The 26628-nt window shown below is 33.5% G+C and carries 42 protein-coding genes; 30 read left to right on the forward strand and 12 right to left on the reverse strand.

Annotated elements, in window-relative coordinates; translation table 11 throughout:
* Both JOD96_RS05725 and JOD96_RS05730 read left to right on the forward strand, forming a co-directional pair.
* Positions 1-541 (forward strand): transposase (locus JOD96_RS05725; protein WP_209563322.1); only part of this gene is annotated, 541 nt, incomplete at its 5' end.
* 36 nt (positions 542-577) lie between these two features.
* A complete protein-coding gene (locus JOD96_RS05730; protein ID WP_209563323.1) occupies positions 578-898 on the forward strand; it encodes a transposase in 321 nt (106 codons plus the stop codon).
* A gap of 250 nt (positions 899-1148) precedes the next feature.
* Here JOD96_RS05730 and JOD96_RS05735 read toward each other — a convergent pair whose 3' ends face one another.
* Genes JOD96_RS05735 through JOD96_RS05750 form a run of 4 tightly spaced genes read right to left on the reverse strand, consistent with a single transcriptional unit; the run spans position 1149 to position 3071 of the window.
* On the reverse strand, positions 1149-1415 hold the full coding sequence (locus JOD96_RS05735) for a helix-turn-helix domain-containing protein (protein ID WP_209563324.1): 267 nt from the start codon (positions 1413-1415) through the stop codon (positions 1149-1151).
* A gap of 35 nt (positions 1416-1450) precedes the next feature.
* Positions 1451-1882: a hypothetical protein gene (locus JOD96_RS05740; RefSeq protein ID WP_209563325.1), complete on the reverse strand. Its 432-nt coding sequence runs from the start codon at positions 1880-1882 to the stop codon at positions 1451-1453.
* Between the two features lie 3 nt (positions 1883-1885).
* The gene (locus tag JOD96_RS05745; RefSeq protein ID WP_209563326.1) at positions 1886-2332 is read right to left on the reverse strand and encodes a hypothetical protein; all 447 of its coding nucleotides are present in this window, start codon (positions 2330-2332) and stop codon (positions 1886-1888) included.
* A gap of 43 nt (positions 2333-2375) precedes the next feature.
* The gene (locus JOD96_RS05750; protein ID WP_209563327.1) at positions 2376-3071 is read right to left on the reverse strand and encodes an XRE family transcriptional regulator; all 696 of its coding nucleotides are present in this window, start codon (positions 3069-3071) and stop codon (positions 2376-2378) included.
* Between the two features lie 293 nt (positions 3072-3364).
* Here JOD96_RS05750 and JOD96_RS05755 point away from each other — a divergent pair, with 293 nt between their 5' ends.
* From JOD96_RS05755 to JOD96_RS05870, 24 genes are all read left to right on the forward strand, one after another.
* Positions 3365-3646: a hypothetical protein gene (locus tag JOD96_RS05755; RefSeq protein WP_209563328.1), complete on the forward strand. Its 282-nt coding sequence runs from the start codon at positions 3365-3367 to the stop codon at positions 3644-3646.
* Positions 3647-3666: 20 nt separating this feature from the next.
* Positions 3667-3915, forward strand: a complete 249-nt coding sequence (locus JOD96_RS05760; protein WP_209563329.1) for a hypothetical protein — start codon at positions 3667-3669, stop codon at positions 3913-3915.
* Positions 3916-4014: 99 nt separating this feature from the next.
* Positions 4015-4245, forward strand: coding sequence for a hypothetical protein (locus JOD96_RS05765; RefSeq protein ID WP_209563330.1), 231 nt, complete (start codon positions 4015-4017; stop codon positions 4243-4245).
* Positions 4246-4361: 116 nt separating this feature from the next.
* Positions 4362-4583: a hypothetical protein gene (locus JOD96_RS05770; RefSeq protein WP_209563331.1), complete on the forward strand. Its 222-nt coding sequence runs from the start codon at positions 4362-4364 to the stop codon at positions 4581-4583.
* Between the two features lie 150 nt (positions 4584-4733).
* Positions 4734-6740 carry a DUF2813 domain-containing protein gene (locus tag JOD96_RS05775; RefSeq protein ID WP_209563332.1) on the forward strand — a complete coding sequence of 669 codons (2007 nt, stop codon included), beginning with the start codon at positions 4734-4736 and terminating at the stop codon, positions 6738-6740.
* A gap of 208 nt (positions 6741-6948) precedes the next feature.
* Positions 6949-7998, forward strand: a complete 1050-nt coding sequence (locus JOD96_RS05780; protein ID WP_209563333.1) for a recombinase RecT — start codon at positions 6949-6951, stop codon at positions 7996-7998.
* Entirely contained in the window at positions 7998-8741 is a 744-nt protein-coding gene (locus JOD96_RS05785) for an MBL fold metallo-hydrolase (RefSeq protein WP_209563334.1), read from the forward strand. Before JOD96_RS05780 ends, JOD96_RS05785 begins: the two co-directional genes overlap by 1 nt.
* Positions 8742-8753: 12 nt before the next feature.
* Entirely contained in the window at positions 8754-9194 is a 441-nt protein-coding gene (locus tag JOD96_RS05790) for a hypothetical protein (RefSeq protein ID WP_209563335.1), read from the forward strand.
* On the forward strand, positions 9191-9478 hold the full coding sequence (locus JOD96_RS05795) for a helix-turn-helix domain-containing protein (protein ID WP_209563336.1): 288 nt from the start codon (positions 9191-9193) through the stop codon (positions 9476-9478). Before JOD96_RS05790 ends, JOD96_RS05795 begins: the two co-directional genes overlap by 4 nt.
* Before the next feature lie 9 nt (positions 9479-9487).
* Positions 9488-10312 carry a DEAD/DEAH box helicase gene (locus JOD96_RS05800; RefSeq protein ID WP_209563337.1) on the forward strand — a complete coding sequence of 275 codons (825 nt, stop codon included), beginning with the start codon at positions 9488-9490 and terminating at the stop codon, positions 10310-10312.
* 5 nt (positions 10313-10317) lie between these two features.
* Positions 10318-11058 carry a hypothetical protein gene (locus JOD96_RS05805; RefSeq protein ID WP_209563338.1) on the forward strand — a complete coding sequence of 247 codons (741 nt, stop codon included), beginning with the start codon at positions 10318-10320 and terminating at the stop codon, positions 11056-11058.
* A complete protein-coding gene (locus JOD96_RS05810; RefSeq protein ID WP_209563339.1) occupies positions 11021-11884 on the forward strand; it encodes a hypothetical protein in 864 nt (287 codons plus the stop codon). Before JOD96_RS05805 ends, JOD96_RS05810 begins: the two co-directional genes overlap by 38 nt.
* Positions 11881-12105, forward strand: coding sequence for a hypothetical protein (locus JOD96_RS05815; RefSeq protein ID WP_209563340.1), 225 nt, complete (start codon positions 11881-11883; stop codon positions 12103-12105). The genes JOD96_RS05810 and JOD96_RS05815 overlap by 4 nt, the downstream gene beginning before the upstream one ends.
* A 1-nt stretch (position 12106) precedes the next feature.
* Positions 12107-12328 carry a hypothetical protein gene (locus tag JOD96_RS05820; protein ID WP_209563341.1) on the forward strand — a complete coding sequence of 74 codons (222 nt, stop codon included), beginning with the start codon at positions 12107-12109 and terminating at the stop codon, positions 12326-12328.
* Positions 12325-12765, forward strand: coding sequence for a hypothetical protein (locus tag JOD96_RS05825; protein WP_209563342.1), 441 nt, complete (start codon positions 12325-12327; stop codon positions 12763-12765). The genes JOD96_RS05820 and JOD96_RS05825 overlap by 4 nt, the downstream gene beginning before the upstream one ends.
* An 88-nt stretch (positions 12766-12853) precedes the next feature.
* A complete protein-coding gene (locus JOD96_RS05830; RefSeq protein ID WP_209563343.1) occupies positions 12854-13108 on the forward strand; it encodes a hypothetical protein in 255 nt (84 codons plus the stop codon).
* On the forward strand, positions 13092-15680 hold the full coding sequence (locus tag JOD96_RS05835; protein ID WP_245188359.1) for a DNA methyltransferase: 2589 nt from the start codon (positions 13092-13094) through the stop codon (positions 15678-15680). Before JOD96_RS05830 ends, JOD96_RS05835 begins: the two co-directional genes overlap by 17 nt.
* Complete coding sequence (locus JOD96_RS05840; RefSeq protein WP_209563344.1) at positions 15680-15991, forward strand: hypothetical protein; 312 nt, start codon at positions 15680-15682, stop codon at positions 15989-15991. The genes JOD96_RS05835 and JOD96_RS05840 overlap by 1 nt, the downstream gene beginning before the upstream one ends.
* Entirely contained in the window at positions 15969-17084 is a 1116-nt protein-coding gene (gene dnaN, locus JOD96_RS05845; RefSeq protein ID WP_209563345.1) for a DNA polymerase III subunit beta, read from the forward strand. Before JOD96_RS05840 ends, dnaN begins: the two co-directional genes overlap by 23 nt.
* 178 nt (positions 17085-17262) lie before the next feature.
* Positions 17263-17577: a hypothetical protein gene (locus tag JOD96_RS05850; protein ID WP_209563346.1), complete on the forward strand. Its 315-nt coding sequence runs from the start codon at positions 17263-17265 to the stop codon at positions 17575-17577.
* A gap of 2 nt (positions 17578-17579) precedes the next feature.
* Positions 17580-17870, forward strand: a complete 291-nt coding sequence (locus JOD96_RS05855; protein ID WP_209563347.1) for a hypothetical protein — start codon at positions 17580-17582, stop codon at positions 17868-17870.
* A gap of 165 nt (positions 17871-18035) precedes the next feature.
* The gene (locus tag JOD96_RS05860; RefSeq protein ID WP_209563348.1) at positions 18036-18437 is read left to right on the forward strand and encodes a hypothetical protein; all 402 of its coding nucleotides are present in this window, start codon (positions 18036-18038) and stop codon (positions 18435-18437) included.
* A gap of 2 nt (positions 18438-18439) precedes the next feature.
* Entirely contained in the window at positions 18440-19072 is a 633-nt protein-coding gene (locus JOD96_RS05865) for a hypothetical protein (RefSeq protein ID WP_209563349.1), read from the forward strand.
* A gap of 11 nt (positions 19073-19083) precedes the next feature.
* Positions 19084-19341, forward strand: coding sequence for a hypothetical protein (locus JOD96_RS05870; protein ID WP_209563350.1), 258 nt, complete (start codon positions 19084-19086; stop codon positions 19339-19341).
* On the opposite strand, the gene JOD96_RS05875 is transcribed toward JOD96_RS05870, so the two are convergent.
* On the reverse strand, positions 19323-19643 hold the full coding sequence (locus tag JOD96_RS05875) for a hypothetical protein (protein ID WP_209563351.1): 321 nt from the start codon (positions 19641-19643) through the stop codon (positions 19323-19325). The two genes, JOD96_RS05870 and JOD96_RS05875, sit on opposite strands and share 19 nt — an antisense overlap.
* Before the next feature lie 101 nt (positions 19644-19744).
* Here JOD96_RS05875 and JOD96_RS05880 point away from each other — a divergent pair, with 101 nt between their 5' ends.
* Together JOD96_RS05880 and JOD96_RS05885 are read left to right on the forward strand one after the other, a co-directional pair.
* Complete coding sequence (locus JOD96_RS05880) at positions 19745-20347, forward strand: ASCH domain-containing protein (RefSeq protein WP_209563352.1); 603 nt, start codon at positions 19745-19747, stop codon at positions 20345-20347.
* Positions 20328-20543 carry a hypothetical protein gene (locus JOD96_RS05885; protein WP_209563353.1) on the forward strand — a complete coding sequence of 72 codons (216 nt, stop codon included), beginning with the start codon at positions 20328-20330 and terminating at the stop codon, positions 20541-20543. The genes JOD96_RS05880 and JOD96_RS05885 overlap by 20 nt, the downstream gene beginning before the upstream one ends.
* A 5-nt stretch (positions 20544-20548) precedes the next feature.
* Here the strand turns inward: JOD96_RS05885 and JOD96_RS05890 are convergent, their stop codons facing one another.
* From JOD96_RS05890 to JOD96_RS05900, 3 genes are all read right to left on the reverse strand, one after another.
* Positions 20549-21097 carry a hypothetical protein gene (locus JOD96_RS05890; protein ID WP_209563354.1) on the reverse strand — a complete coding sequence of 183 codons (549 nt, stop codon included), beginning with the start codon at positions 21095-21097 and terminating at the stop codon, positions 20549-20551.
* A 108-nt stretch (positions 21098-21205) separates the two neighbouring features.
* The gene (locus JOD96_RS05895; RefSeq protein WP_209563355.1) at positions 21206-21865 is read right to left on the reverse strand and encodes a hypothetical protein; all 660 of its coding nucleotides are present in this window, start codon (positions 21863-21865) and stop codon (positions 21206-21208) included.
* A gap of 28 nt (positions 21866-21893) precedes the next feature.
* The gene (locus JOD96_RS05900) at positions 21894-23420 is read right to left on the reverse strand and encodes a hypothetical protein (protein ID WP_209563356.1); all 1527 of its coding nucleotides are present in this window, start codon (positions 23418-23420) and stop codon (positions 21894-21896) included.
* 227 nt (positions 23421-23647) lie between these two features.
* Here JOD96_RS05900 and JOD96_RS05905 point away from each other — a divergent pair, with 227 nt between their 5' ends.
* Positions 23648-24469, forward strand: a complete 822-nt coding sequence (locus JOD96_RS05905; protein WP_209563357.1) for a hypothetical protein — start codon at positions 23648-23650, stop codon at positions 24467-24469.
* 80 nt (positions 24470-24549) lie between these two features.
* Positions 24550-24882 (forward strand): hypothetical protein, encoded by a 333-nt coding sequence (locus tag JOD96_RS05910; protein ID WP_209563358.1) that lies wholly within the window; start codon positions 24550-24552, stop codon positions 24880-24882.
* A gap of 3 nt (positions 24883-24885) precedes the next feature.
* Here the strand turns inward: JOD96_RS05910 and JOD96_RS05915 are convergent, their stop codons facing one another.
* The 4 genes from JOD96_RS05915 to JOD96_RS05930 are packed head-to-tail and all read right to left on the reverse strand — an operon-like array spanning position 24886 to position 26606.
* Positions 24886-25221, reverse strand: coding sequence for a hypothetical protein (locus tag JOD96_RS05915; RefSeq protein WP_209563359.1), 336 nt, complete (start codon positions 25219-25221; stop codon positions 24886-24888).
* Between the two features lie 11 nt (positions 25222-25232).
* Positions 25233-25859 (reverse strand): SOS response-associated peptidase, encoded by a 627-nt coding sequence (locus JOD96_RS05920; RefSeq protein ID WP_209563360.1) that lies wholly within the window; start codon positions 25857-25859, stop codon positions 25233-25235.
* A 36-nt stretch (positions 25860-25895) separates the two neighbouring features.
* A complete protein-coding gene (locus JOD96_RS05925) occupies positions 25896-26276 on the reverse strand; it encodes a hypothetical protein (RefSeq protein ID WP_209563361.1) in 381 nt (126 codons plus the stop codon).
* Positions 26277-26288: 12 nt separating this feature from the next.
* Positions 26289-26606: a hypothetical protein gene (locus tag JOD96_RS05930; protein WP_209563362.1), complete on the reverse strand. Its 318-nt coding sequence runs from the start codon at positions 26604-26606 to the stop codon at positions 26289-26291.
* Between the last annotated feature and the right edge of the window lie 22 nt (positions 26607-26628).

Consider the following 26628-nt stretch of genomic DNA (forward strand, 5'->3'; position numbering starts at 1 on the left):
AGCATTACAGGAGATTAGAATAAAATATCGTTGGGAAGCGATGGATACCGAGAATCGATTGATATTACAAGCGAAAAGAGAAAACAAAACCTATGCCCCAGAGCTTTTACCTAATGGAGACTCTGTAAAACAGTTGTTAGCCAGAAGCAGATATGTTCTTTATAAGTCCCGCGATAAATGGACCGAGAGACAAAACGAACGAGCCCAATTGTTATTTGGCTTGTATCCGGATATTAAAAAAGCCTACGGTTTAACCCAACAACTACGGGGTATTTACAACAATCAAAACAATAAACATATTGCGATGGCCAAACTGGCACATTGGTACAGGAATGTAGAGGATTCAGGGTTTAAAAATTTTAATATCCTTTTAAATACTATAACGGTTAATTACCAATCAATCTTAAACTATTTTGATAATAGAAGTACTAATGCTTCTGCAGAATCATTCAATGCTAAAGTAAAAGCATTTAGAAGTCAATTTAGAGGAGTGCGTAAAGTAGATTTCTTCTTATTCAGATTATCTAATCTTTTTGCTTAATCCCCAACTTTTGCACCTGATCCATTGTTATTTGGCTTGTATCCGGATATTAAAAAAGCCTACGGTTTAACCCAACAACTACGGGGTATTTACAACAATCAAAACAATAAACATATTGCGATGGCCAAACTGGCACATTGGTACAGGAATGTAGAGGATTCAGGGTTTAAAAATTTTAATATCCTTTTAAATACTATAACGGTTAATTACCAATCAATCTTAAACTATTTTGATAATAGAAGTACTAATGCTTCTGCAGAATCATTCAATGCTAAAGTAAAAGCATTTAGAAGTCAATTTAGAGGAGTGCGTAAAGTAGATTTCTTCTTATTCAGATTATCTAATCTTTTTGCTTAATCCCCAACTTTTGCACCTGATCCTTTTTGTATTGACCCAAAACATGTGCTTTTTGAAAAGTAAGCAAAAATGAAAGCCTTTAAACATTAATGTTTAAAGGCTTTTGATTTTTAAAACTTCTTTTGAAGCTTCTACTGGCGGAGAAAGAGGGAAACTCCAAATATCTTTTTATAAAATTTAAATGATTGATTTATATGACTTTACAAACAAATTAAAATAGGTTAATAATAAGTTTTGTTCACTTTTTTGTTCACTGTAGAAAATCAGCAATTTCAATGCTTCCCGACATGTTGAACACTTTTTTGTCAAGGCCAAAAATCCAATTTGCGTTTACATTATATTTTTCAATAATGTTCTCAATATGTGTAACGGTAAAATGATTAGTGCCTTTTTTAATTTTTGAAACTGTTTGTGGAAGAATGTTTATCTCTCTACAAAAGTCTATTTCACGATTTACTTTATTCTGAAATATCAGAACATCAATAAGTCGCAGAATACGTTGATCAGTTTTTTGCATTTAACATTAGTTTATTTCAGGCTATTACATTCGGGCTAATCTTCAATCCTTAAAAAATTAAATTTGTTATCACTGACAACAATTTTTTCATGTAGAACTGTAGCATTAAAATGGTTTTTTGCTCTGAATTTATACAAGAATTCTATTTCATTAGCTGGAAGCATTTGTGCTTTAGTAGAGCTAATTTCGTCTTCAATCTTCATCAAATTATATTCATTTTTGGCACTATCTTTTTGATATTCACTTTGCAATTTTGAAAGATCTTGCATTCTTTGATTAGTTTGCATCCTTTTGTTTGTGTCTACTACAAAACTTACAAATTCATAGGACTTTGGATCATTTAACTGAGGCAGTAAGCGTTTTTCTGCTTCGAGTTTTAGAATATCATTTGGTGCACTTGGTTTATTATCACAGTTATATAATAATACACAGATAATTAGAATTAATATTTTTTTGATGAATGACATGAATTAGAATGCATTAATTTTTATTAAGTTAAATTTATCATCATAGTAGGCATTTATTACGCCGTCTTTTGTTGAACCATAGTCATTTTGCGCTGCATATTCTATAGTTATGTACCATTGCTGACTTTCTGCTAAAAAGGATATCTTGACTATCTTACTTTCATAAGTATATTTATTTTTCACAAGTCCTTTTGCTTTCTCATTTACATCTGCAATCATAGAATTAAGTTTATCTACATCAGTATTTAAATATATCTCTGTCGGAATTCCGATTGTAAGAAATGCGTTTGACATTACATTGTTACCATTATTCAGGTTAATTGACTTATCGGTAATTCTCCAACGATTAGTCTCCACTTGTTTAAAATCGGTTTTTTTTACATAATCAACGACTTGACTATAAGAAAAGGTTGTGATCGTAAATACTAATAATAATAATGCTTTTTTCATTTTATAATTTTAAGGATGATAAAATTAACTATATGTAAATCTGTTACCTTCTATTTCTTTTTCTTTGAATATCTACAATATTGAAGATCTTGGAGACATTTCGTAGATCAATATCAAAATCTTCGTAATAGTCATTTAAAGAATGACATGTGATAATTCCTTTTTCAACATCATGTTTTATAATTCTTTTTACGCAGATTCCGTTGTCTTTATCAACAATTACAAAATCCCATTTATTGATATGTAATTTACTATGCCAAAAATCTTTTCTAACATTTCTACAAAGTAGAATGTCTCGCTCCAGGTAACTTTCGTGTGTACCGTTATCCATGCTATCTCCTTTGACTTCAAAGCAGATGTATTCTCCCTTATGCTCTTTTTCAACTAAAAATGGAATTTTTGGTAATTCCTCAATAAATTCTGGGTCATTATAACCATTCATATAACCTGCGTATGCGTATTGATTTACAAGTGGAACATTCATTATGTTTTCATTAAGATACAAAACTGGTTGCTTCTCAACTTTCTTTTTACTTTCATTATTGTCACCTACAAGGAGCCAAGACGGCTCAATTCCAAAATAATCGCTAATTACTTTCAAAGTACTTGCATTTGGCTTAGAATCTTTATTGAGAATTCTGCTCAATGTAGATTGCGATATACCTGTTACATCGGCCAGCATATATGCTGTTAGCCCTTTAGAATCTAGTAATTGCTTCAATCTTAATCCAATACTCATTTCAATTATTATTTAGAAACATTTTAAATAAAAGTATTAAGCAAGTATTTTAATGCTTTTTACTTGCATAATACTTTCATTTGATATATTTTTGCTCTGTACAAATGACAAATGCAAATGTACTCAAAAAAAGTTCTTTGAAATACTGAAAACCGTAAAATGAAAAAATAAGCTCTGTGGGTTTAAGAAAACCTTTTTGAGAATGAGCTGAAAAATAAAAATCGAATATGTAAGCCGTTGCGAGTAAGTCGTAGCATCGAAGCAACAACGGCGCGAATTTCAAAAGACGAATTATGAGAACATCAATATTTAAAAAAGCATGGGAATTATTTAGAAAGTTCCAAATGACATTTTCGCAAGCGTTAATTGAAGCTTGGAAAATTGTGAAAAGAGAAATGTTAGTGATTGCTTACAATAAGATTCCTTCAACAAGAAGTTTCCAAAAAAAGAAACTGGAAGCTAAAAAGAAATGGCAGGCAATTACAACTATTACTTATCCATGGAGAGATCATTTAGTGGTAAATAATGCAGCTGCAGCCGGATATTACGGAATTGGAAAATACTGCGGGGATTAACAAATTATAACTTCAAAAATATGTCTACAACAACTACAAAGAAAAAGCAGCTTAAAGACGAAATATATACCATCATCCGGAATGATATTCCTTTAAGAGAAAAAATTGCAGCTCAATTAAGTATTCAGGTTCAATCTGTGTACTTATTGGCTGTCAGAAAGTCAACCAAATTCAGTTTGCCTTTTGTGTTAGATGTAATTGCAGAGCATCTTCGAAAGCCAAAAGAACAACTTATTGATGAACCAAAAGAAGAATTAACCGATGTCTAGTTTAGTGTCAGCAGAAGATGTGATCATGTTTTTGATACTTCTGATTATCGGACTTGGCTTGATAAACTTAATTAACTGGATTTCTAAAAAAATAAACAGATGGCAGTAAAAACAATAACAATTCCATTGGAAACATACAAATGTCTGCGGGGGCATTTAGAACAGGCGAATGAAATTTTCAAGAGTCTGGGCATGGTTGGGAGTGTCGAAAGTAAAATTGATACTCCTAAATCAGCGCCGAAAGAAACAAGAACTCAAAAAGTCAATAAATATAAAGACTTAATAGCAAGTGGTAAGCGGGGCACAAAACCAGATTACCTTAAAAAGTAAAGCCACTATCGACAGTGGCTTTACTAATCAAAGAGATTGAATCCCCCGATCTAATCTCTACAAGTGATGATAATTTAATAAACAAATTGGACGTCCAAATCCTAATTCTATTTACTATGAGAGCAAATTTAGTACAAAAATTCGAAAAAACTAAGTTGTCAAATGACAAAACAAAACTCCTTTTAGGCAAGTGTTTGAAAAAAGCATTTGCAGATTCTATTTCAGATGCAGAAGAATCAGAAGAAATACTTGCTCTGGCTTGGAAATTCCAAGTTCCTCAATTTGATGAAATGTTTGAAGATCATCAAAATCACGATTATCCATCTTTTAATTGCTAAGCTATGGACTTCGATACAGAACGATCTATGAGAATGTTTAATCTGTTTATGATTGCATTCATTATCGCCTTTACAATCGGATTCATATTAGGTGCTTTTACTTGGTCCATTGTGGTTAACAATATTTAATCTAATTCAATATCTAACAAAATGAAAAATATAGAAATCAAAGGTTTAAACCTTACAAACTTTAAAGGAATTTTAAAATTATCGCTTTCTTTTAAGCACAATACAGATGTTTTTGGCGCGAATGGTACCGGAAAATCTACAATTTATGATGCTTTTCTTTGGCTGCTGTTTGGCAAAAATGCTGAGGAGAAAAAAGACTTCAGTATTAAAAATACGGTTGATACCTCTTTGAATAGACAAGATCATGAAGTCGAAGGATTCTTTGAAGTGAACGGAGATCGAATTACTTTAAAGAAGATCTACAAAGAAAAGTGGTCAAAGAAAAGAGGTGAAGAAACTGCCGAATATACAGGTAATGAAACTTTGTACTACTGGAATGAAGTTCCAATGAACCAAAGAGATTTTCAAGCCAAAGTTAGCGGAATTATGGATGAGACAATTTTCAAACTGATTACAAACCCTTTCGCACTTAACTCCATGAAGTGGCCAGAACGCCGAAGCATAATTACTCAAATGGCCGGTGAATTTACCGATGCTCAGATAGCAGAAGGGAATCCGGAATATCAAGCGTTATTAGCAAATCTGACACAAGATAAAACGATAGCCGAGTATCTAAGCCAGATTAAAGCGAGTGTCAAAAAATCTAAGGACGATCTAAAAGCAATTCCAACTCGAATTGATGAAGTTTCAAAAACGAAACCGGAGGCTTTCGACTTTCAGAATCTTAAAAATCTGCTTGGTGCGAAAGAATCACAGTTAACCAAAATTGACGAAGCAATCCTAAACAAATCTGCCGGTCTCGATTCTATTTTAAAAAGCAATGAAGATGCAAAACGAACAGCATCCAATTTAAGATCTGAAATTCAAAGTATCGAAAGTGAAACAAGAACTAAAGCAACTGCTTCTGGTAAAATAGACACTTCTGAATTAGACGCTTATAATACCGGGCTTATCAATAAAAATGGAGAGCTGACGACTGCGGAAAACAGTTTAAAAACTTTAAAAGGTCTGGTTGAAGGAAAAGAATCGGATATAAAAGCATTGGACGGAAAAATGCAAGCTAAGCGCGAGGAATGGGCCGCTGAAAACGCAAAGGAACTGACTTTTGATCAGGATTCTTTTTGTTGTCCAACTTGTCAACGTGCATTTGAAGAATCAGATGTTGAGGCCAAAAAGACTGAAATGTTAACCAACTTTAAAAGTAAAAAGGCCGCTAATCTAAGTGAGATAAACCGTCAAGGTGGTTTATTAAAAACTGACAAAGAAAACTTAGAATCTGAGCTTAAAACTTTGAAAGAAAGAGTTGAAAACGGTCAAACTGTAATTAATGCACTGAAAACAGAGATAGCCGACTTACAAACAAAAATTGACGCTGAAAACACCAAAAAAAATAATGCTACACCGGTTGATGTTGAAGCAGTTTACAACCAACTTCTTCTTGCAAACGCTGATTATAATGCTAAGAAGGCCGAGCTTCTAAAAGTTGAAGCAACTATTAAAGAAGAGCCAAAAGTTGATGATGAACAACTAAAAGCAGATAAAAAAACATTGTCTGAAGAAATTGAAGCAATCAAAGTCAAATTAAGAAACGAGGCTCAAATATTAGCTGTTGATGAAAGAATCAAACAACTTACTGATGAAGAAACAAGATTGGCTCAGGAGATTGCCGGAGTTGAAAAAACTCAATTCTTAATTGAGCGTTTCGAAAAAGATAAAATGTCAGCAATTGAAAACAATGTCAATTCAAAATTCAGAATTGTAAAATTCAAAATGTTTGAGGATCAAGTTAACGGAGGAGAATCTCCTGCATGTGAAATCATGGTAAATGGTGTTCCTTTCTCCGATGCAAATACAGCATCTAAAATTAATGCCGGTATTGACATTATCTCAACTCTTTGCCAATTCTACCAAGTATCAGCACCAATCTTTATTGATGGTGCAGAATCTATCCACTCTATTTTAAGCACCGATAGCCAATTGATAAGATTGGTAGTAAGTGAGCAGGACGAAACTTTACGTGTTGCATAATGACTGGCGTAAAAGTCAAAAGAGACTCCGACGGAAACCTTATAGAAAACTGTAAAGAAAACGTCGGAGTTAAAATAGGAAGTTTTGACTGTACTGCCAATTGTCCGCATAATCAAAACACCGCAAAAGAAATTCAAACGGAAGCTTTCGAATTAAGGTTCGTAAAGTGTTCCAAAATCCAAAGTAATCAACTTTTAATAGAAATATAATGAACACAGAAAACACCCCTGCACAAACTACAAATGCAAATGTTGCAAATGTGCAACCATCCCAAAGTGAAAGATTTACAAATGCAGTTTTAAAAGAGTTTTCCTCAAACAACGGTGCTGTTACGCTGACGCCATTTCAAAAGAAACTCTGCCAAAACTACTTTATAAAAGTTGATCAAACTTTAAAGGACAATGAGAAAAAGAGATTGGCCAAGCCGGAACACAGTCGTGATCTTTTACCATTCACTTGGGAAAATGTTAATATGGCAAAGCTTGCCGTTGATGTTATTGCTTATTCAAGTGTTGAATTGGACCCTACACAGCCAAATCATATTAGCATTGTCCCATATAAAAATACGGCAAACAATAAGTTTGACATGGGATTTTTGATTGGCTATCGTGGAATGGAAATCAAAGCTAAAAAATACGGATTAGAAGTTCCAACTGATGTTGTTTGCGAATTAGTTTACTCAACTGATAAGTTTAAGCAATATAAGAAAGATCTAAACAATCCTGTTGAAACGTACACTTTAGAAATAACAAACGATTTTGATCGAGGAACTGTTGTTGGCGGATTCTGGTACCATGAATTTAAAGATAGTCCTGAGAAAAATAAAATCAAGGTGTTCTCTTTAAAAGACATTGAAAAAAGAAAACCAAAATATGCATCTGCCGAGTTTTGGGGCGGGAAAAAGGATGTTTGGAAAAATGGACAAAAAGCAGGAACAGAAGAAGTTGAAGGATGGTTTGAAGAAATGGCCATTAAAACAATTTCAAGAAATGCTTACAATGCTATCACAATTGACAGTAAAAAGATTGATGATAACTATTTGGCAATTCTGCAGAAAGAAAATGAAATGAATGATTCTATAATCCAGAATCAGATTGATGCAAATGCGAATTCTGAATCGCTAGAATTTGACGATGCTGAACTTGTTGACGATAAGGTTTTAGAAATATCGGTGATCACAAGTGAGAACGCTTCTCCAGAGCAAAACTCTCAGCAAGCTATGAGCTTAGATGATGCAGGTAATCAACCTAATTTCTAATGAAATTAAAAGTTATCTCAACAGGTAGTATTGGTAACGCTTACATTCTCGACAACGGGAATGAAGCGTTGCTTATTGAGTGTGGTGTCAACATAATGGATATCAAAAAAGCTTTAAATTTTGATTTTTCAAAGGTTGTTGGATGCCTTGTCACTCACGAACACAATGATCACGCAAAATCAATTAATGAGGTTATGAAATTGGGGATTGATGTTTATGCGTCCGGAGGAACATTTGCTAAAACCGGTCATTCAATTAAAAGCCATAAGCAGAATGAAATTGTATCAAAACAAAATTTCAGAATTGGAAATTTTAAAATCATGGCTTTTGATGTTCAACATGATGCAGCTGAACCGTTAGGATTTTTAATTGATCATGCGGATTGCGGAAAGACACTTTTTCTTACTGACACAAATTATTGCAAGTATACTTTTCCGGGACTGAACAACATCATTATCGAGGCTAATTTCTCAAAAGAAATTATTGATCGAAAGTTTGGCGCTGATAGTGGAAAAGAGTTCTTGAGAAATAGAATTTTAAGATCTCACTTTTCATTAGATAATTGCAAAGACATGTTAAAAGCAAATGATTTAACGGCTGTCAATAATATTGTTTTGATTCACTTATCAGATAGTAACTCAAACGAAAAACAGTTTGTGAAAGAAGTTTATGACCTGACAGGAAAAAATGTAACAGCAGCTGTTAAAGGATTGCATATTGATTTCCATAAAACACCTTTTTAAAACTAATTAATTATGCTCTACAATCCAGCAAAACCGATAGATGTTCAAAGAGCTGCCGAAAAGCTTAAATACTTTGTAGAGCATAATAAAGTGTTTGAATTGTCGGCAAAGAAAGTTCCTAAAACATATCCCCAAATTAAGTATGCTCATTTAATCATGTCCTGGTTTGCTTTGGAATATGGCGAACAATTGGAATACATAAAGCTTGAGTACTTTAAAAAACTTGTGAATCCTGCAATCTTCGAATATGAATTTGTTAACAGGATTACTTCAGAAGTTCGTACAGAATATAGAAGCTTAGCGAACCTTACTAAAGATGAATTGACATTAGCAATTGATCGATTTAGAGATTATTCAAGTAAACATGCAGGTATCTATCTTCCGGAACCTAAAGATTTGGCTTTACTCAGAGAGATAGAAATTCAGGTAAAAAATAACGAGCACTATTTATGAACCAGCAAGAAATCAAATTTAATGATCTATTTCACATCGAAAATAAGATCAGTAACCAGGAACATTTTGAACGGAACAAAGAACAATTTTCCAATCAATGCAGAATCGTTTATGAAGCACTTTTAAGAGGCGAACGCTTGACAACGACAAAAGCTTTGTTAAATTATCAAATTGGTGATTTACGCAGGCGAATTAAAGATCTCAAGGACATCTGGAATGTTCCTGTTCAGTCGGAATACAAGGAAGGAAAATACAAAGAATTCTTTTTAATAATTAATGAATAACAAAATATCATGGCCAAAACAATCACAATTAACTCGGACAAGTTTACTGCAGCATTAGAAAAGATTTCAGAAAAAGAAGTTGAAATTAAGGGTGCTTCGATAAATGATGCATTATGTGCATACTCTTATGAGCTGTTAAAAGGTCCAACAAAAGGAGATACACTAAATCGAAAAGGAGCGCATATTGTTCACGATGATTTGCAGATAAAGTTCGATCAACTGGATGTCTTTTTTGCACATCTGGAGTATTACAATTTTGATGTTATTGACCGAAGTAAATTAGAACTTAACAGCTCAGGAACCGACTTTACACAAACTTCCCTACGAAGATATTATAAGTCAATCGACATGCCATCCAGAATAGTAAAAACAGCAACAACGATTTTAAGTAAGAGAAAAAATATTTTGATTTTCTGCTCTTTAATTGAAGAGGCCAAAGCTGTTCAAAAACGAATACCAGGATCTGCAATTTTAACCGGAGAAACAAAAAAGGAGGAAAGGGAAAGGATTCTGAGTCAGTTCAAAAAAGGTGTTATTAAATGCCTTATTAATGTTGGAGTTTTAACAACTGGGTTTGATTATCCGGCACTTGAAGCAGTCCTTATGGCACGATCAACAATGTCTCTTTCATTGTATTATCAAATTGTTGGCCGCGTAATGAGAATCTTTACCTATCCAGATGGGACAAAGAAAATAGGCTGGTTTATTGACATGGGAGGAAATATAAATTTCTTCGGAAAAATTGAGACTATGCAAATAAAACAAACTGAGGAAGGCTTATTCTCAATCTGGAATAATGGACGACAATTAACGAATGTACCATTCATAAAATAGAAAACATGGCTGATGATAAACTAGATTACTTCAAGCTCATGCGTGATTTTTGGGATTTTGCTTTTAAAAATCCTGAAAGCATAAAGCCAAACCATTGTGCTGTATATGCCTATGCTGTTGAACACTGTAACCGTTTAGGCTGGAAAGAGAAGTTTGGCTTTCCAACCTCGATGGTTTTAGATTATGTTGGAATTAAAAGCTATTCAGTTTATAAAAAAACCTTTGATGATTTAGTTCAGTTTGGTTTTTTTGAAGTAGTAGAATATAGTAAAAATCAGTATTCAGCCAACATAATTGCTTTGAAAGAAAATAGCAAAGCACATGTCAAAGCACCTATCAAAGCAACCGAAAATAATGAGGAACGCTTTGAAAGAAAATTACAAAGCACATATCAAAGCACCTTACAAAGCACATGCGAAAGCACGGTGAGTATAATAAAACAAGAAAACAATATAAACCTTATAAAACCTTTAAAAGAATTTACGCAAAATGAAATTTTTGGAAAAGAGCTTTTAGAAAGTCCAAGTTGGTTAGAAACAATTGCAATACAAAATAAAATCCGCCCGGATGAAATAGAAAGTTGGATTGAGATTTTTAACACCAAATTAATTTCCGAGTTCGACAACAAAAATTATAAACAAGATTATGCCGGCCATTTTTCAAGATGGCTTCCAGGTGAAATTTTAAAATCTAAAAAAGTAATCAACAATGGAAAACAATCAATTACAATCGAACGGAATAGGTAACATCGGCGTTACACCCATTGGACCGCACAAATACAATTATTTGAAAAGTAAATCTCTTGACGACTTGACCGATTTTGAGAAAACGCAAATTCAAACATACGAGGCAAAAAGAAATTATTCACCTGAAGAAACCATTTTAAAAACCGCTGATTACTTTGAAAAAATTTACAAGCCAAAAGAAATTAAGGTTTTTGAAATTACAGCACTTCAACTTTACAAACTATTTAAGGCCAAATTTCGACAGATACACGGGAAGAAATTGCAGATTGTGCAAAATGTTACAATTGAAAACTTAGAACCTCTGATATATTATTTCTCCAAAGATGAAAGATTCTTTAAGTGTAAAAATCTATCAAATATTACTGATCCAAGTTTTGACAAAGGTCTTTTGATTATTGGCCCATTTGGAAACGGTAAAACTTCCACAATGAAAGTTTTCGAGGAAATCTTCAAAGGCATTTCCGGAATTGGTTTCCGTGGTTTTTCTGCAAATGAAGTTGTTGTAATGTTTGAAAAATGCTCTTCCGAAACAGACAGAACAGATTTTGAAAACTTGATGTACAAAGGAACTCGCTATTTTGATGATGTTAAAACCGAAAGAATCGCGTCAAACTATGGAAAAGTAAACCTATTCAAAGAAATTATCGAAGAGCGTTACAACCGAAAAGTAAAAACTCACATTACCTGCAATTTCAAAGAAGGATATCAAGGCGATATTGAAATGGCTCTGGCAGAGTTTGGTGAAAAGTACGGAGCACGTGTTGATGATAGAATGTTTGAAATGTTCAACGTCATTGAATTTAAAGGGAAATCTTTTAGAAAATGAACCATATTCGCCAGCGGAATAACTTAGAAATTCAGCTTAAAAACTTCAAAGATTATGTTCCCTTATGTCCGAATGATTCGTTGCCAAAACTACTTCAGGAAATCACTAAAATTCAAAATCGCTTAGAAAAAATAAGGGAATTTACAATTGATCAATTACTTCAAGATGTTACAGTCGTCGAAGATACCAAGCAAAGCAAAATCAACTTTAGAACAATTTAAAATGGAAAGCACCGAAATATTATTAAAGCTGGTCGCTATAAAAGACCAAATCACAGACTTAGGAATCAAACATCTTGAAAACCAAATGCCAGTTGCTCTAAGCGATGTCGGCATATTGCTAAGGCCTTTTACAGGTATAGACACTGCTCTAATTTCGGCTATAAAAAAGCTTTCAGAAGAATGTCCTGGATCAATCCCAAAAGCAAACAGCCTGAAACCATGATCAAGAAAAAGGAAAAATATTTAATTGGTATAGATCCAGATGTTGATAAATCCGGAGTTGCTTTCTTAAGTGGGAATCAACTGCAGCTTGACAATCTTACCTTCTTTCAACTGTTCGATTACTTCGTCGAAATGAAAAAGCAGTATCCAGAGTTAGAGGTTTTTGTCGAATGTGGGTTCTTGAATAAATCTAATTGGCATCGTAAAAATGATCAATCAGCTGCTTTTAATGCTAAGATCGGATCATACACAGGTGCAAACTTTGAAACGGCCAAAAAGATTATTGAAATGTGTGAATATTTGAAACTCACTCATTATAAAATTAAACCAACAGCTCGAAAAATCACCAACAAATACTTTAAGCAAATTACAGGCTATACAGGACAAACCAATCAGGAACAGCGCGACGCCTTTATGCTAATATTCGGAAGGATTTAAGCAATTACATCATAAACATTTTACAGCTCTCTATCGAGGGCTTTTTTATTGGCTAACTAACAACAAAATAACATTGAAAACATATCGCATGGATTTAGAAAATATCAATATCGAAAAAATAGAAACTGAAAAAATCGTAAAAAGCATTTGGGTAGCCAAAACAACCTTCTTCATTCCAAATAAAACGGAAATTGAAATGAAAGGAGTAAGTGAGATAAACGCTTACGAAAAACTTTTAGAGTTTCTGTCTTTTGACCAAAAACCAACAGAAGTTAAGGAGCTGCCAAACGGAAATAAAATCTACTACTTTAAAAAACTACCGAGCCATGATAAAATCGTATGATGAATTTCTGCAATCAAAAATTAGAATAGCACAAAAAGAAGGTTTCGATTTAGATCTTTCTGATATCAGTCCAAAACTTAAAGACCATAATAAGCTAATGGTTAAGTGGCTTGTGGAAGGTGGTCGCCGCGCTTGTTTCGCCTCCTTTGGACTTCATAAAACTGTGACGCAACTTGAAGCAATTCGATGTACTTTATTAAAAACTGGTGGACGGGGATTGATTATAGCTCCTTTAGGTGTAAGAGCTGAGTTCTCAAAAGATGCTGTTAATATACTTGGATGGGATTCTGGCCCGAAATTTATCAGGAGAATCGATGAAGCTTCCGAAACAGGTATTTATATCACCAATTATGAAACAGTTAGAGATGGAAAATTAGATCCGAGATTGTTTCAGGTTGCGAGTTTAGATGAAGCATCAATTTTACGAGGGTTGGGAGGTTCAAAAACTTTCCGTGAATTTATGCGATTGTTTACCGGTGATGCCGGACCAAATGGAGATCGCCGAGGAACTGAATGTGTACCTTATCGTTTTGTTGCAACTGCGACACCTTCTCCAAATGATTATATCGAATTACTTGCTTATGCTGACTTTTTGGGAGTTATGGATGTTAGCCAGGCTAAAACGAGATTCTTTAAAAGAGATAGTACAAAAGCCGATAAACTGACACTTCACGCCCATAAAGAAGAAGAGTTTTGGTTGTGGGTTTCTTCATGGGCCCTTTTCGTTTCAAAACCTTCAGACATTACAGGTGAAGAGAATGATGATGCAGGATATATTTTGCCGCCGCTTGATATTAGATGGCACGAAATAGCTTCTGATCACTCGGACGCTGGAAACGATAAACGTGGCCAGTACCAAATGTATAACGAAGTTGCAATTGGTTTGGAAGGCTCAGCGAAGGAAAAAAGAAAAAGCCTCAGAGATCGTGTAAATAAAATGCTTGAATTAAGAGATCAAGATATTAATGCTCACAGAATATTGTGGCACGATTTGGAAGATGAGAGAAGATTAATTGAAAAATCAATTCCCGGTTGTAAATCGGTTTTTGGAAGTCAAAAACTGGAACTCAGAGAAGAAATTGTTTTAAAATTTTCCAATGGTGAGTTACAAGAATTAGCCGGAAAGCCTTCAATGTTAGGATCTGGTACCAATCTTCAAAAGCATTGTTCGTGGGCAATTTATTTAGGAATAGGCTTCAAATTTAATGACTTCATACAATCAATTCACAGGCTTTTACGATTCGGACAAACCGGAACTGTTCGAATTGATTTGATATATACTGAAGCCGAACGTGAAATCAGGAAACAACTTGAGCGTAAATGGAAACAACACAACTTAATGGTAATTAAAATGACGAACATCATCAAAGAATACGGATTATCTCAATCTGCAATGGCTCAGCATTTAGCCAGAAAGATAGGAGTTGAAAGAATTGAAATTAAAGGCAATAATTTTACGGCTGTCCAAAATGACAACATAAAGGAATTGCCGCTGATCGAATCAAATTCAGTGGGTTTAATTCTCTCATCAATTCCTTTTGCAAATCAATATGAATACTCTCCAAATTATGCAGATTATGGCCATACATCAAATACAGAAGAGTTCTTCGCTCAAATGGACTACTCAACACCGGAGGCCTTCAGAGTTTTACAACCGGGAAGAATAGCAGCAATTCATGTGAAAGATAGAATTATCCCCGGCGGCCTTTCTGGATTAGGATTCCAAACTGTTTATCCATTCCATATTGACACCGTAAACCATTACCGAAAACATGGATTTGAGTATATGGGGATGAAAACCATTGTTACCGATGTTGTTCGAGAAAACAATCAAACTTATCGTTTAGGTTGGACTGAGCAATGCAAAGATGGCTCAAAAATGGGAGTTGGAATGCCGGAATATCTTCTTTATTTCCGCAAACCGCCAAGCGATACTTCAAACGCTTATGCCGATATCCCAGTTGTAAAAGAGAAAAGAGAGTTTGATCATAAAATAGGGGAGTTTAACAACAGAGGATATTCTCGCGCCAGATGGCAAATGGATGCGCACGGTTATACTCGCAGTTCTGGTGAAAGGCTTTTAATTCCTGATGAGGTTGCCAAACTTGAACACGATCAAATTTACAAACTATTCAGGAGCTACAGTTTAAACGAAGTTTGGGATTTTGAACAGGTGGTTTCAATTGCTGAAAATCTTGAAATACAAGGGAAATTGCCATCCGGTTTTATGCTTTTGCAGCCTCAAAGCTGGTCGTCCGAAGTATGGACTGATATTACCAGAATGAGAACTTTAAACGGCTCACAATGGAGTTTAGGAAAAGAAATGCATATCTGCCCAATGCAGTTTGATATTGCTGACAGAGTTATCGAGCAAATGAGTAATCCGGGAGATCTTGTTTTAGATTATTTCGGTGGACTTATGACTGTACCCCTTCGAGCTATTAAAAAAGGTCGCCGCGGTTATGGAATCGAATTGAATCCAACTTACTTTTTAGATGGTGCAAATTATCTAAAAGCAGAGGAGTTAAAACAAAATGTGCCTACACTTTTTGATCTTAATGATGTTGCTTAATGGCGCAACTAAACCTTTTCACAGAATACGAAATAGAAGAGAAAAACGAAAAACTTTCACAAGCTGCTGATGAAATCTTAGCAGCTTTAAATGACGGAATGAAAGTAAAATTTGAACCTCATTATTATTTCCAAGATGGCGGCCTTATAATATTAATGGCCGTCAATAAATTAAAAGTTTCGGTTTTTAATATCCTTGATCTCGACGGTAACGTTCCAGATGGTTTTACATCTTGCTGGCGAAACATTCAACACATAAAACAAGATTTAACTAAATATAATTGTAAATATGAAACTAATACTAAACAGTAAAAATTTACTCGAAAAACTATTGATTTTAAACGGCGTAATCAATTCATCAAATACTCTTCCAATCCTGGACAATTTCTTGTTTGAGATCAATGAGAATTTGCTGAAAATCACGGCAACCGATTTGGAAACGACGATCAGCTCTACATTGGAAATCAGTTCATCAGATAAAGGATCTATCGCCATTCACGCAAGAATGCTAATTGATATTCTAAAAGCTTTCCCAGAGCAGCCACTTGAGTTTGCCGTATTAGAAAACAGTACAATGGATATCACTTCATCTTCGGGAGTTTATTCAATTGCTTATTCTTCGGCGAAAGAATACCCTACAGCTGTTTTATTTGAGGATGCTCAATCAGTAAGTATTAATTCTAAAATCCTGAGTAAAGCGATCACTAAAACTGTTTTTGCTACCGGAACAGATGATTTGCGTCCGGTTATGATGGGAGTATTATTTCAGTTCTCTGAATCCGGATTAAATTTTGTTGCAACCGATGCACATAAACTGGTAAGGTACACTCGAAAAGATATAACCACGCCTGAGCCTGTCGAATTAATTGTGCCAAAAAAGCCTCTGAACGTTCTAAAAGGGATTCTTTCGACATTAGATACCGACGTTGCACTTTCATTTAACCAGACAAATGCAATATTTGCTTTCACCGATTTTATTGTGATCTGCAGATTGGTTGACGGGAAGTACCCAAACTATGCCGGTGTTATTCCGAAAGAAAATCCAAACAAAGCAGTGATCAATAGAAACACTTTGTATAACTCTGTAAAATGCGTCTCGATTTTCTCCAACAAAACCACAAAGCAGCTAGTTTTAGATTTCTCAGGAAACGAGATCCATTTAACCGCTGAAGATGTTGACTACTCAAATAAAGCAAACGAAAGATTGGCCTGCAATTACATTGGCGAAAACACCAGGATTGGTTTTAATGCCAGATATCTTTCCGATATCATCAGCAATGTTACTTCCGAGGAAGTCAACTTTGAGTTCTCACTTCCAAGTCGAGCGGCAATTATGACTCCGGCAGACGGTGAAACGGAGGAGGAGAGCCTCTTTATGTTGCTCATGCCAACACTTATTAACTAAACCACATTAACCGCCCAATTAGGGCGGTTTTTTATTAACCCAAAAAACAGAATTATGAAAACAATTTTAGGAATCACAGTAAAAGAATGGATCCGGATTATTATCGGATTCATCATTATCATTTCAATCGCATTATATGTAGTTGAGCAAGGAAAAAATAACTCTTAAAAGACAGATCATGAATTATAATAAAGACTTTGAACCAGAAGAAGATTTCGAAGAAATGGAAATGCCAACCCCTTGCCAAAAATGCGGCGGTTGGTTTGACCTTAATGATGGTACCGCTTCGGAAAAGTGGTTTCCACGAACTGTAATTTGTTCCGATTGTGGAGAAAAAGAGCAAAATATAATTGAGATCGAACAGGACATTGAAGATTTTATAGAAGAAATTGATCAGGCTAAAGATTCTATTACATCTGCAGAACAAACTATTCGTGTCAATACACTAAAAATTTGTGCATTAAAAGAAAAACTAAAACTGCTAGAGGAATAATTATGAAGCGACTTAACTATTACCAGGTTCATAAAAACAAATCTCCACGAAAGGTACGAAGTCCAAAAGCGAAAAAATCTCATATTCCATTACTAGCCATTTTGATGGCGATGAGCGCAGTTCAAATAGCAATTGTTGAAAGTCAAATTCACATTAGTCCAATCGCTAAAATTACTAAAATGTTACTTGTTGCCGTTGAATCTGCTTTGGCGATTACCGAGATTGTAAAAAGAAATAACTCTAAAAGACTGTATTATGAAAGTCGTTTTCAGAAATCCAGTCCCTGCAATTAAAGCAGATTTAAAATATTATACATGCATTAACTGCAAAGTCGAGTTTAGATGGTCGGAGGGATGCATGAGCAGAATAATACCAGAAGGTAAATATCACGATAAGGTTGAGTGTCTTTGTGAAAAATGCTCAGAATCATATTTAACGAATCAATTAAAATTAGAATTATGAACGCAAATTATTATTTCTGCTCGCAGGCAGTTATTGATCAGTTTAAACCTGAACAACTCTCAAAACCTTTTAAAAGTGGTTTTGAATCAGATGGTGATACACCACATTATATAGCATGGTTAAATTTTGACAAAGTGAAAAACTACTTCGAAGCAGTAGTCGAACCAAACAATGAAGATGATGACAAAGAAGATATTGACTTTTGGTGTTGGGAAATTATTCCCGGAAACATTGATGTTGAAAATATTGATCTCGAGCAGGCTCAGCTGTTTGGCTTACTTTGGGAAATTCAATTCAGAACTGGCCTAACAAAAACCTGCAATCAGGCAATGACAATTTATAATCTTGCCGAACGTGAAAGTCTGAATCCGATTGAATTAATCAATAAAATCGCTTAGTTATGAAAAAGTTAACCTTGACAGAACAATTACATCAACTTATTTCGGAAGAATCACGAATTAAGGCTATTCATTTAGAAGAATTTTGGAGCAAAAACCATGAACCTCAAAAACTATTTAAAGTAAACAGGATTGGTGAAATCAAAGAAATTGAAATAACTGGAAGTCATGTGGGTTATGTTTTTACAGACAGGAACATATGGGCACCGCATTACGATAAAGATAAAAGACCTTCTAAAAATTTAGTTGTTGCATACTGGGAATATGTAGAAAATATCAAAACTGCTGAACAAATCATTTATGTCGATTATCGCGATATGGGTTCTGGATCTTATAAATATACTGATATAATAAAAGAGCCTCATTTTGCTTTCAATGAAGCTGATTTAAAAGAAGAATCAGAAAGACTTAAGGAGATTTATGCCCCAAAAGAAAATCATACTGCTTGTGGTTATTGTGGAAAACAAACGCCTGACGATAAAGTAGTGACAAGCACTATAATTGGACGTGGTCGAAAAGAAGTTTGGAACAGTTGGAAAGGTAGATACGAAAATAAGTCGTGTACGACCCAAGAACCGATGAAGTTTTGCTCCGGAACTTGCGCAGGAAATGAGCAAATGTCACGTGAAGGATAATTTTAATTAATATGAAACCTTCACCAAAACAAAAACAGATCCTGGACTTCGCTCTAAAAAACGATAACCAGATAACCAAAAAGCAAGCAATTGAACTTATTGGGCACTATTACTTTTTAAATGCTCAAAAGTATGTAGGTGAAGTGCTCAGCCGTATGGTAAAATCAAAACTGCTAAAGCGAGTAAAGAATGGTTTATTCGAAATCTCGACCGATAGAAAAGAAACTGCAAATGGAATTGTTAACCCTAATCAATTAGAATTATTATGACTTTGTTCAAGCCAACTTATTACCCAGTTGATGTGATTCTTAATTTTAATCAGGAACAATTTATCTACATTATCATCTTTAAATAGATCATCAATTTCATTTTTTTCTGTATTAATTGAATATTGTCTGTAAAAGTTTTTATAGTCTTCCCGAGTTTTAAAATCATTTTCGCGTAGCAATATTAAACCGCTAGTTAAGTGAATGTATTGGGATCTATCAATTGTTTTTTTACAGTAAAACTGAATAGGTGCATCATTTACATATTTTTCTAATCCTTGAATTAAATCTGTTCTAAACGTCATGGTAAGTATTTTAAGATTGATATATAAAATTACTCATAATTATAAGCTCTTCAACAGTGGCATAACTTTATTTTTCCAAACTAAAACATCAAATCATAGAAATGAAAGCACTATCAATAAAAAATCCGTGGGCGTATTTATGCGTATTAGGAATTAAAGACATTGAAAATAGATCCTGGAGAACAAATTTCCGGGGAAAAATTTACGTTCATGCTTCAGGGCAGATTTACCCATTTTTTAAAGGAGGTAATCTTGCTTTTCCAGCAGATCAATGGGCGGCAATCAATAGTAAGGTAGACGTTCACATAAAAGAAGAACACGACAAATTCTTTACAAAATCCGCTATAATTGGAGAAGTTGAAATTATTGATTGTGTTGTCAATCATCCATCAATATGGGCGGAGAAAACCGAAGTAATCGGAAAAACAATCGAAGGAGATCCTCTGTATAAAACAAAACCAATCTGGAACTGGGCTCTTGCTAATCCAGTACTCTATGAAAAACCAATACTAAATGTAAAAGGAAAGCTTTCTTTCTGGGAGCCGGATATTGACATTCAGGAATGCATCGGCTGCTCTCAAAAATTCGATCTTGAAGAAATGGAAGAAGATGATGGCGGCGAAAAGTTTTGTCCGGAGTGTTGGGAAGTATTATCGCCTGTCATGGCTCAAGAAGCAAAGGAAAATGCTACTGAATCCCAATAGTACCTACAGCCGAAAGTCTAGTATTGTTTACGACGAAAGCGGTTTTCCAGTATTGAAATTTAAATCCTATCTCCCGAACTTTGAAAAGCTGTCAGTAGATGCCATTAAATACATGAACAGGTATTATGAAGCCGATCCGGAAAAGTTTGAGGTGTATAATAAGGAAGATAGGGCAGCTCAATTGTCATTGTTTTAAAGTGGTCATAATATTGGCCACTTTCTTTTTTTCTCACCTAAAATATTACGAAACTCTTTTATTATTTCTTTCTTTATTGGATCAATCTTTTCTGGTATTTTTTTATGCACAAAAGCGGCATCGAATTGAATGTTCCTGTCCGGTTTGGTATATTCATCTGTCATTTGCAGCTTTAAGTCATAAATATTAAATATTTCTCCACATTCGGCAAAGTAGCTTGTAATGATTTTTTCAAGCGGTTCCGGAAAATATAGTACATTATCCTGAAAGTAATTCAGAAATTCATTGTGAGTATTTCTATAGTTGATGCTAAGTTCTCGCTCCTGTTCGATAAAAGTTTTTCCCTCTTCTACAAATTTAAATGGCTGAGTGTATTGCCTTAAAAGCCTTAAACTCAGATTTAAATATTTAAAAGTTTGTTCTAAAACATCAAGACGTTTCTCATGCAGTTTTACAAATTTAAAACTTTCGTTAGAGTGTTTTTTCTTAAGCAATTCAGTTACAAACAAAGTTGCGAATGTTACTATTATTGGTAAGGCAATATTTAAAATCATAATTTTTAGTTTTAGGCTTTATTTTAATTAATCCAGTACATTACAAATAAGATTATTTCAAATAATAATAAACAAATTACGAAACATTTATACTCTCTTTCAATGTAGTTATTTAAGCTCCTTTTGAAGTTTTTCTAGTACCAAAAAGAGCTTATTTATAACCTTAGGATCTTGATATTCTATAATTTCATCATCATTTTTATTTATCAAGTCATCGATGAATATCGTAAATTTTTCTGCTTCGTCAATTAGATCTTGAAACTCCTTTAACGAAAAATCATATTTGTATAAGTAGCTGTAACGTTGTTCAAATGTTGCAAGAAGTGAATAAAATTGTAAAAATACTTTGGCATCTTTTTCAATGTCCTCTTTAATCTTGTTAATCATTTCAATTGTCTGTCCTGGCTTGCGTATCTTTGTTACTTTTATTGTCATTGCATGTACAGAAGTGAATACTTCCGTTAGAAAATAGGCTAATTGTTCATAACTGTCAATGCGTTTTAAAAGTAGAGAAATGTTTTTGTTTTCTTCATTTGATTGCTTACCAATATTGTGAGTTAACAACCCTAAAATTATTAAGCTACTAAGTGCTAAAATCGTATTGATAGTTCCTCCTATAAAATCACCAAATGAAGCCCAAACGCTTAAATCATTTGAAATAATATTTCCTCCAAAATGGTAGAGAAATACCGTTACTGGAATAAGTAGAAGTATAAAAGAGATAACTGATATTGTTAGAAGGATGTTGTTTTTAATGTATTTTTTCATTTTACTATTTTCGGGATTAATTAGTTATTTACTGTCTAACGTGCTTTCTAAAAGAACGGATCATTTCAAACACTCCAATACCTGTAAAAATTCTTCCAAGTAGATCAATCAAACCAGACCAACTAGTTAAAGTTCCAGACTTTTCCATAAACTCAATTTTATGCAATGGATTTAGAAACTGAGGAAAGTAAGGTAGTAAGTTTTCTATAAAAAAAGAAGCACCAGTCTTATCTAGGCTTAGTGATATACCCTCAATAGTATTAATAAATAATAAGAAGAAAATAAAAGAAACCAGTATTGTTATAAAAATAGCTTTAAGCCAATTTGTTCCGTGATTACTATAAAGGCCAGAGACAATTATAGTTATGATTGATCCATAGTCTTTAGGTTTGGAGTCTTCAAATCTTAAATGTTGCAGTAAAAAGTGCTGAGAAATTCTATAATAATATACTTTGTCTTTTGTATTGCTTTGTTTATTTGCTGACGTATATAGGTCATTGTAAACATTATAGTAATTAAGATAATTGTCGCGATATAAAATATGTGGTATTTTCGAGTTAATCAATTTTAAGGAATTTAAATCTGAATTTTTAAGTTCAATATCATAATTTTCAAATTGTATGTTTTTAAATTCTAAGATCCCAGCGGATGAGTTAGTTATTTTAAATTTATATGTTGGATAACTTTCCCATAGTAAGAAATCATTATAATAATTTTGTTCAATAAATTTTTTGAATTCTATTAGCGAGTGATATCCTTTTATGAGATCTACTATCGTTAAATTTTTATCGAGAGCACGGACTTGTTTCTGTTCATACTTAATATTATTTGACCTAAAGACAGCGAAGCTTTCAATATATTCACTGATGCTGTTCTGTTTAAAGGCTTCTATAGCAGCAGCGGTAATATTTGAAAAATATATTTTACCATCATTATTCATTTCGTCAAGATAAATTTGTTTATTTAAAATGCTATTAAAGTCTAATCTTGAACTCGTATTAAAATAACCTGATAAATTTATCTGATTTATAATACAAGACTTTGAGACAAGTGTAATTCCAGTATTAGACTTTACAGTTAAACTATTTATAAATAAAAATTTTCCAATTAAAGTAAATTGAGTTTTATCACTTAATGGCTCTATTAGTAAGATTCTAATAATGCCAGCATTAAATTGTATTCCATTACTGCATTCGTTTTTGAGAAAAGTTAAATAAGATATATCACAATAATTAAAAATCAGACTTTTCTCAAATGTACAATTTTCAAATTTTAAGTTAGGTGCAACTATGGAAGAAACGTCAAAATTCATCGAAAATTTACAATTCTCGAAAAAAATAAAACCTGTCCATTCAACATCTACCAACATTAGACCTTCAAAGTGGCAATTTTCAAAGGTTATGTCATATGTAAATTTACTACTATGAATTACTAATGACCCCTCAATTTTCTTATCGTAAATGCTTTTGGAGTTGGGAAGGACTTCAAATTTACTTTCAAGTTTTTCAGGAGTGTGTAAGTCTCGTAGAAGTGTATGTGCAGATATTTTTTCCAATGTGATGATATTTCGTTTGACCAATATAATAATTCTCGGAGACTGTATTTTTATTTTGTGCTTATATGACTTTCGATCGTTTCCATTAACGTATATTTAACAAACATAATATTTAATTGAATAACTATGTCATGTGAGAATAAAACAGGTATTTATACTCGTTTTACTTGTGCTTTTTGTTCTTCTATTTTTCATATGTTTGCGAGAGCAAAACTCAACTTAAGATCATGACGGACTATATATCATCTTTTTTAGATAACTACAAAAATAAAATTAGAAATCCTTTTATTGGTACGATGATAAGTGTTTGGCTGATCAGAAACTGGATTGTTGTATATGCGTTTTTTTCATTTGACGCTGACAAAAACATGGAATGGAAAATTAAATATATTAGGGCATACTTTTCTAAAAAATATTTTTGGGAAGAATTTTTTAATGTTATTGGAATTGCATTCTTAAGTCTGCTCTTTTCGTTTATATTGCTTGGTGTGTCAAGAGCATTAACTGACTGCTATTATAAAATAATTGAAAATGCCATAGTGACTAAGATCGATAAAAAAGCAATATTTACTCTAAAAGACAAGGAACTGCTTGACAAGAAAATTGTTTCATTAACCGAAAAATTAGAAAAAGCTAATGATTTACATAATAAGGCAGAGAACTTAAATGAATTATTGGTAGCAAAAAACAAAATAAGTCAGGATAAATTTGATGATGAATTCAGAACTCTCTCGGCAGATACCGCCAAAACTTTAGAAATAAACAAAAGTCTTAGCGCAGAAGTTAACAGATCGAAATTTATACGTGATTCATATCATAACTTATTTATCAGACTTGCTCCCCATGATAAAAATTCACTTGTTACTCTTCTTCACAAAGGCCCAATAGAAATTGACAAATCGTTAGAAGGAACAAATCTGGATTTAGAACGATTAATAGACATCGGTTTCGTAAAGTTTAATGTTGAAAAAAAACGTTATTCCTTGACAGAGGCAGGTACGATATTTATGAACATTTATCAATATAATGAAGACAATCCGGGAACTTAACAGCTAACTAAAAATTAACACTTGATTTAAAATTTTAGTAATGCATTGTGTTTCTTCTGTAAAATTCCTATTTTTAGGTTATGAAAAATCACACACTCATATTATCAACTGCAAAATTATCACTCGAGAATGGTGTTAGTATTGACTTTGTGACTAATTTGCTAAATCGTGGCTTAACCGGGATAGAATATTTTGGCCCGGAATTAGATAATCCGGAATGCTATATTGATGATGACATGACTGCAGCAAGTGCCGGAATTACTTATTTAGAATTTCACTTTGAAACACCTGAGCCAATTGCTTATGATTCTTTAAATGAAATTGAAGTCGATAGGCTGATTTATGAAGAAATAAAAAAATCCGCCTGCATTGATCTGCGAGCGGATGAAAAAGATATTACTGTCTATCTTTAATTTTTATTTGCTTTCTCCGAGATACACAACTTTGCCAACACCAGTTTCAAATAAAGCTTCAATCTCTTTATTGCATAACTTGAATATTTCCCTTGCTTTTTCAGCAGCCAAAACGTCTATTTCATCTACCGTTATTTCATCATTAAACTCGGATAATTCGCTAAATATATAACTTTGTAGTATTTGCTGGCAACGCATTATGTGCGCATCTATTTCGCTGTGATCATCATAAAGATGATTTGGGTAAACATAAGCTGTTATTTCTTTTAAGGTATTTAAATCGGTTAAAAAAAACTCGATGAGTTCCTCGTTCTGTAAATTTTCAAAATATTTATTCATGGTATCTTTATTTAAGCTGCTTCAAAAGCAATTAACTTACTTTGATAAGGCAAAGCGAAATCTTGTATTTTATTGTTTGTGTCAAGCCAGGCTAATTCATCCTCTCGATTTAGCATGATCGGCATACGCCTTTTGTGATTATGGATAAACTGCATTAATTCGTTTGCCTCTGTCGTAACCATTGTAAAAGAGTTCAGGACTTGTCCATTTGCAGGATTTACCCAGCTGTCATATAATCCCGCAAAACAAAAGATTTCGTCGCTCTGGGAGAAGATTTGATACTTTTCTTTTTTCTTTCCTTTTTCATCGAGCCAGCGCCATTCGTAGTAACCGGTGGCGATAATCAAACATCGGTTTTCAGTTATATTTCTATACGAAGCCGTACTGTCTATAGTTTCAATCCTGGCATTTAAAGTTTTGCTTTTAAAATCTTCGTTTTTTGCCCAGCTTGGAACTAATCCCCAATGATAATCAGTAGATATAATATCCGCGCGTCCGTTTGTTATTACCGGAAGATTAGGATGTTCGAATCCATTAATAAAAACACCTTCATAAAACTGGCCACTATTATTTACTGCGATATTAAATCTAATTTTTACATCGCGTCTACTTGCTTTCTGATCTACGTAGTAACACATAATCAATATTTTAAATCAATACTCTAAGTTAAGAATTTAAGTTATATCATCTTCTTCTAAATTTAGATTTTGTGTCCTTTTCCAGCCGGAACCTTCATCCTTGCCAACGCTTAATGCTTTATCTCGTTTCGATATAGTATGATAGTCCGGTTCTGGTACACGGCCCATTACATTTACGTAGTATTTTTTAATTGCTTCATCAGTTACTGTTATCGCATCACTTCGAATTTCTACTTTTAAGCCAATATGCTCTAGCCACTTTGCATTTTGTATGCAGAACGGTTTTTCATACCAAATAAATGACCATTCACCCATGATTAACAGGCTTTGAATTGCATGATAACCTTTAGTCTTTATATCGAACCCACCAACTTTACTAATGTGTTCTGTCACTTCTTTTTTTTCTTCCCTTGTCATCACACCGCTTTTTTAATTATAATCCCAGTCCTTGTCATAAAAAATGTTTCCTTCCTCATGGTTTTTGGGGGTAAGCCCCATCACATTAACATAATACTTAAAGTATACTTCATCATTTACGATGATTTTATTCCAACGAATTCCACATTCGAATTTTAAAAACCACAGTTCTTTTCGTAAAGAAACGGCTTCATCATATCCCACTTCTTGAAACACTAACGCTTCTTCTTTTAATAATCTCTCTAGTAATTTGTAACGAGGAGTAGCGGGATGCATTCCATAAGCATTAAGTATATGCGCTTCAACTGCTTCTTTTTCATTTGCTTCCATATTGATTAATTTAGAAAAGCAA

The organism is Flavobacterium sp. 1355 (genome assembly GCF_017833415.1).
Classification (GTDB): Bacteria; Bacteroidota; Bacteroidia; order Flavobacteriales; family Flavobacteriaceae; genus Flavobacterium.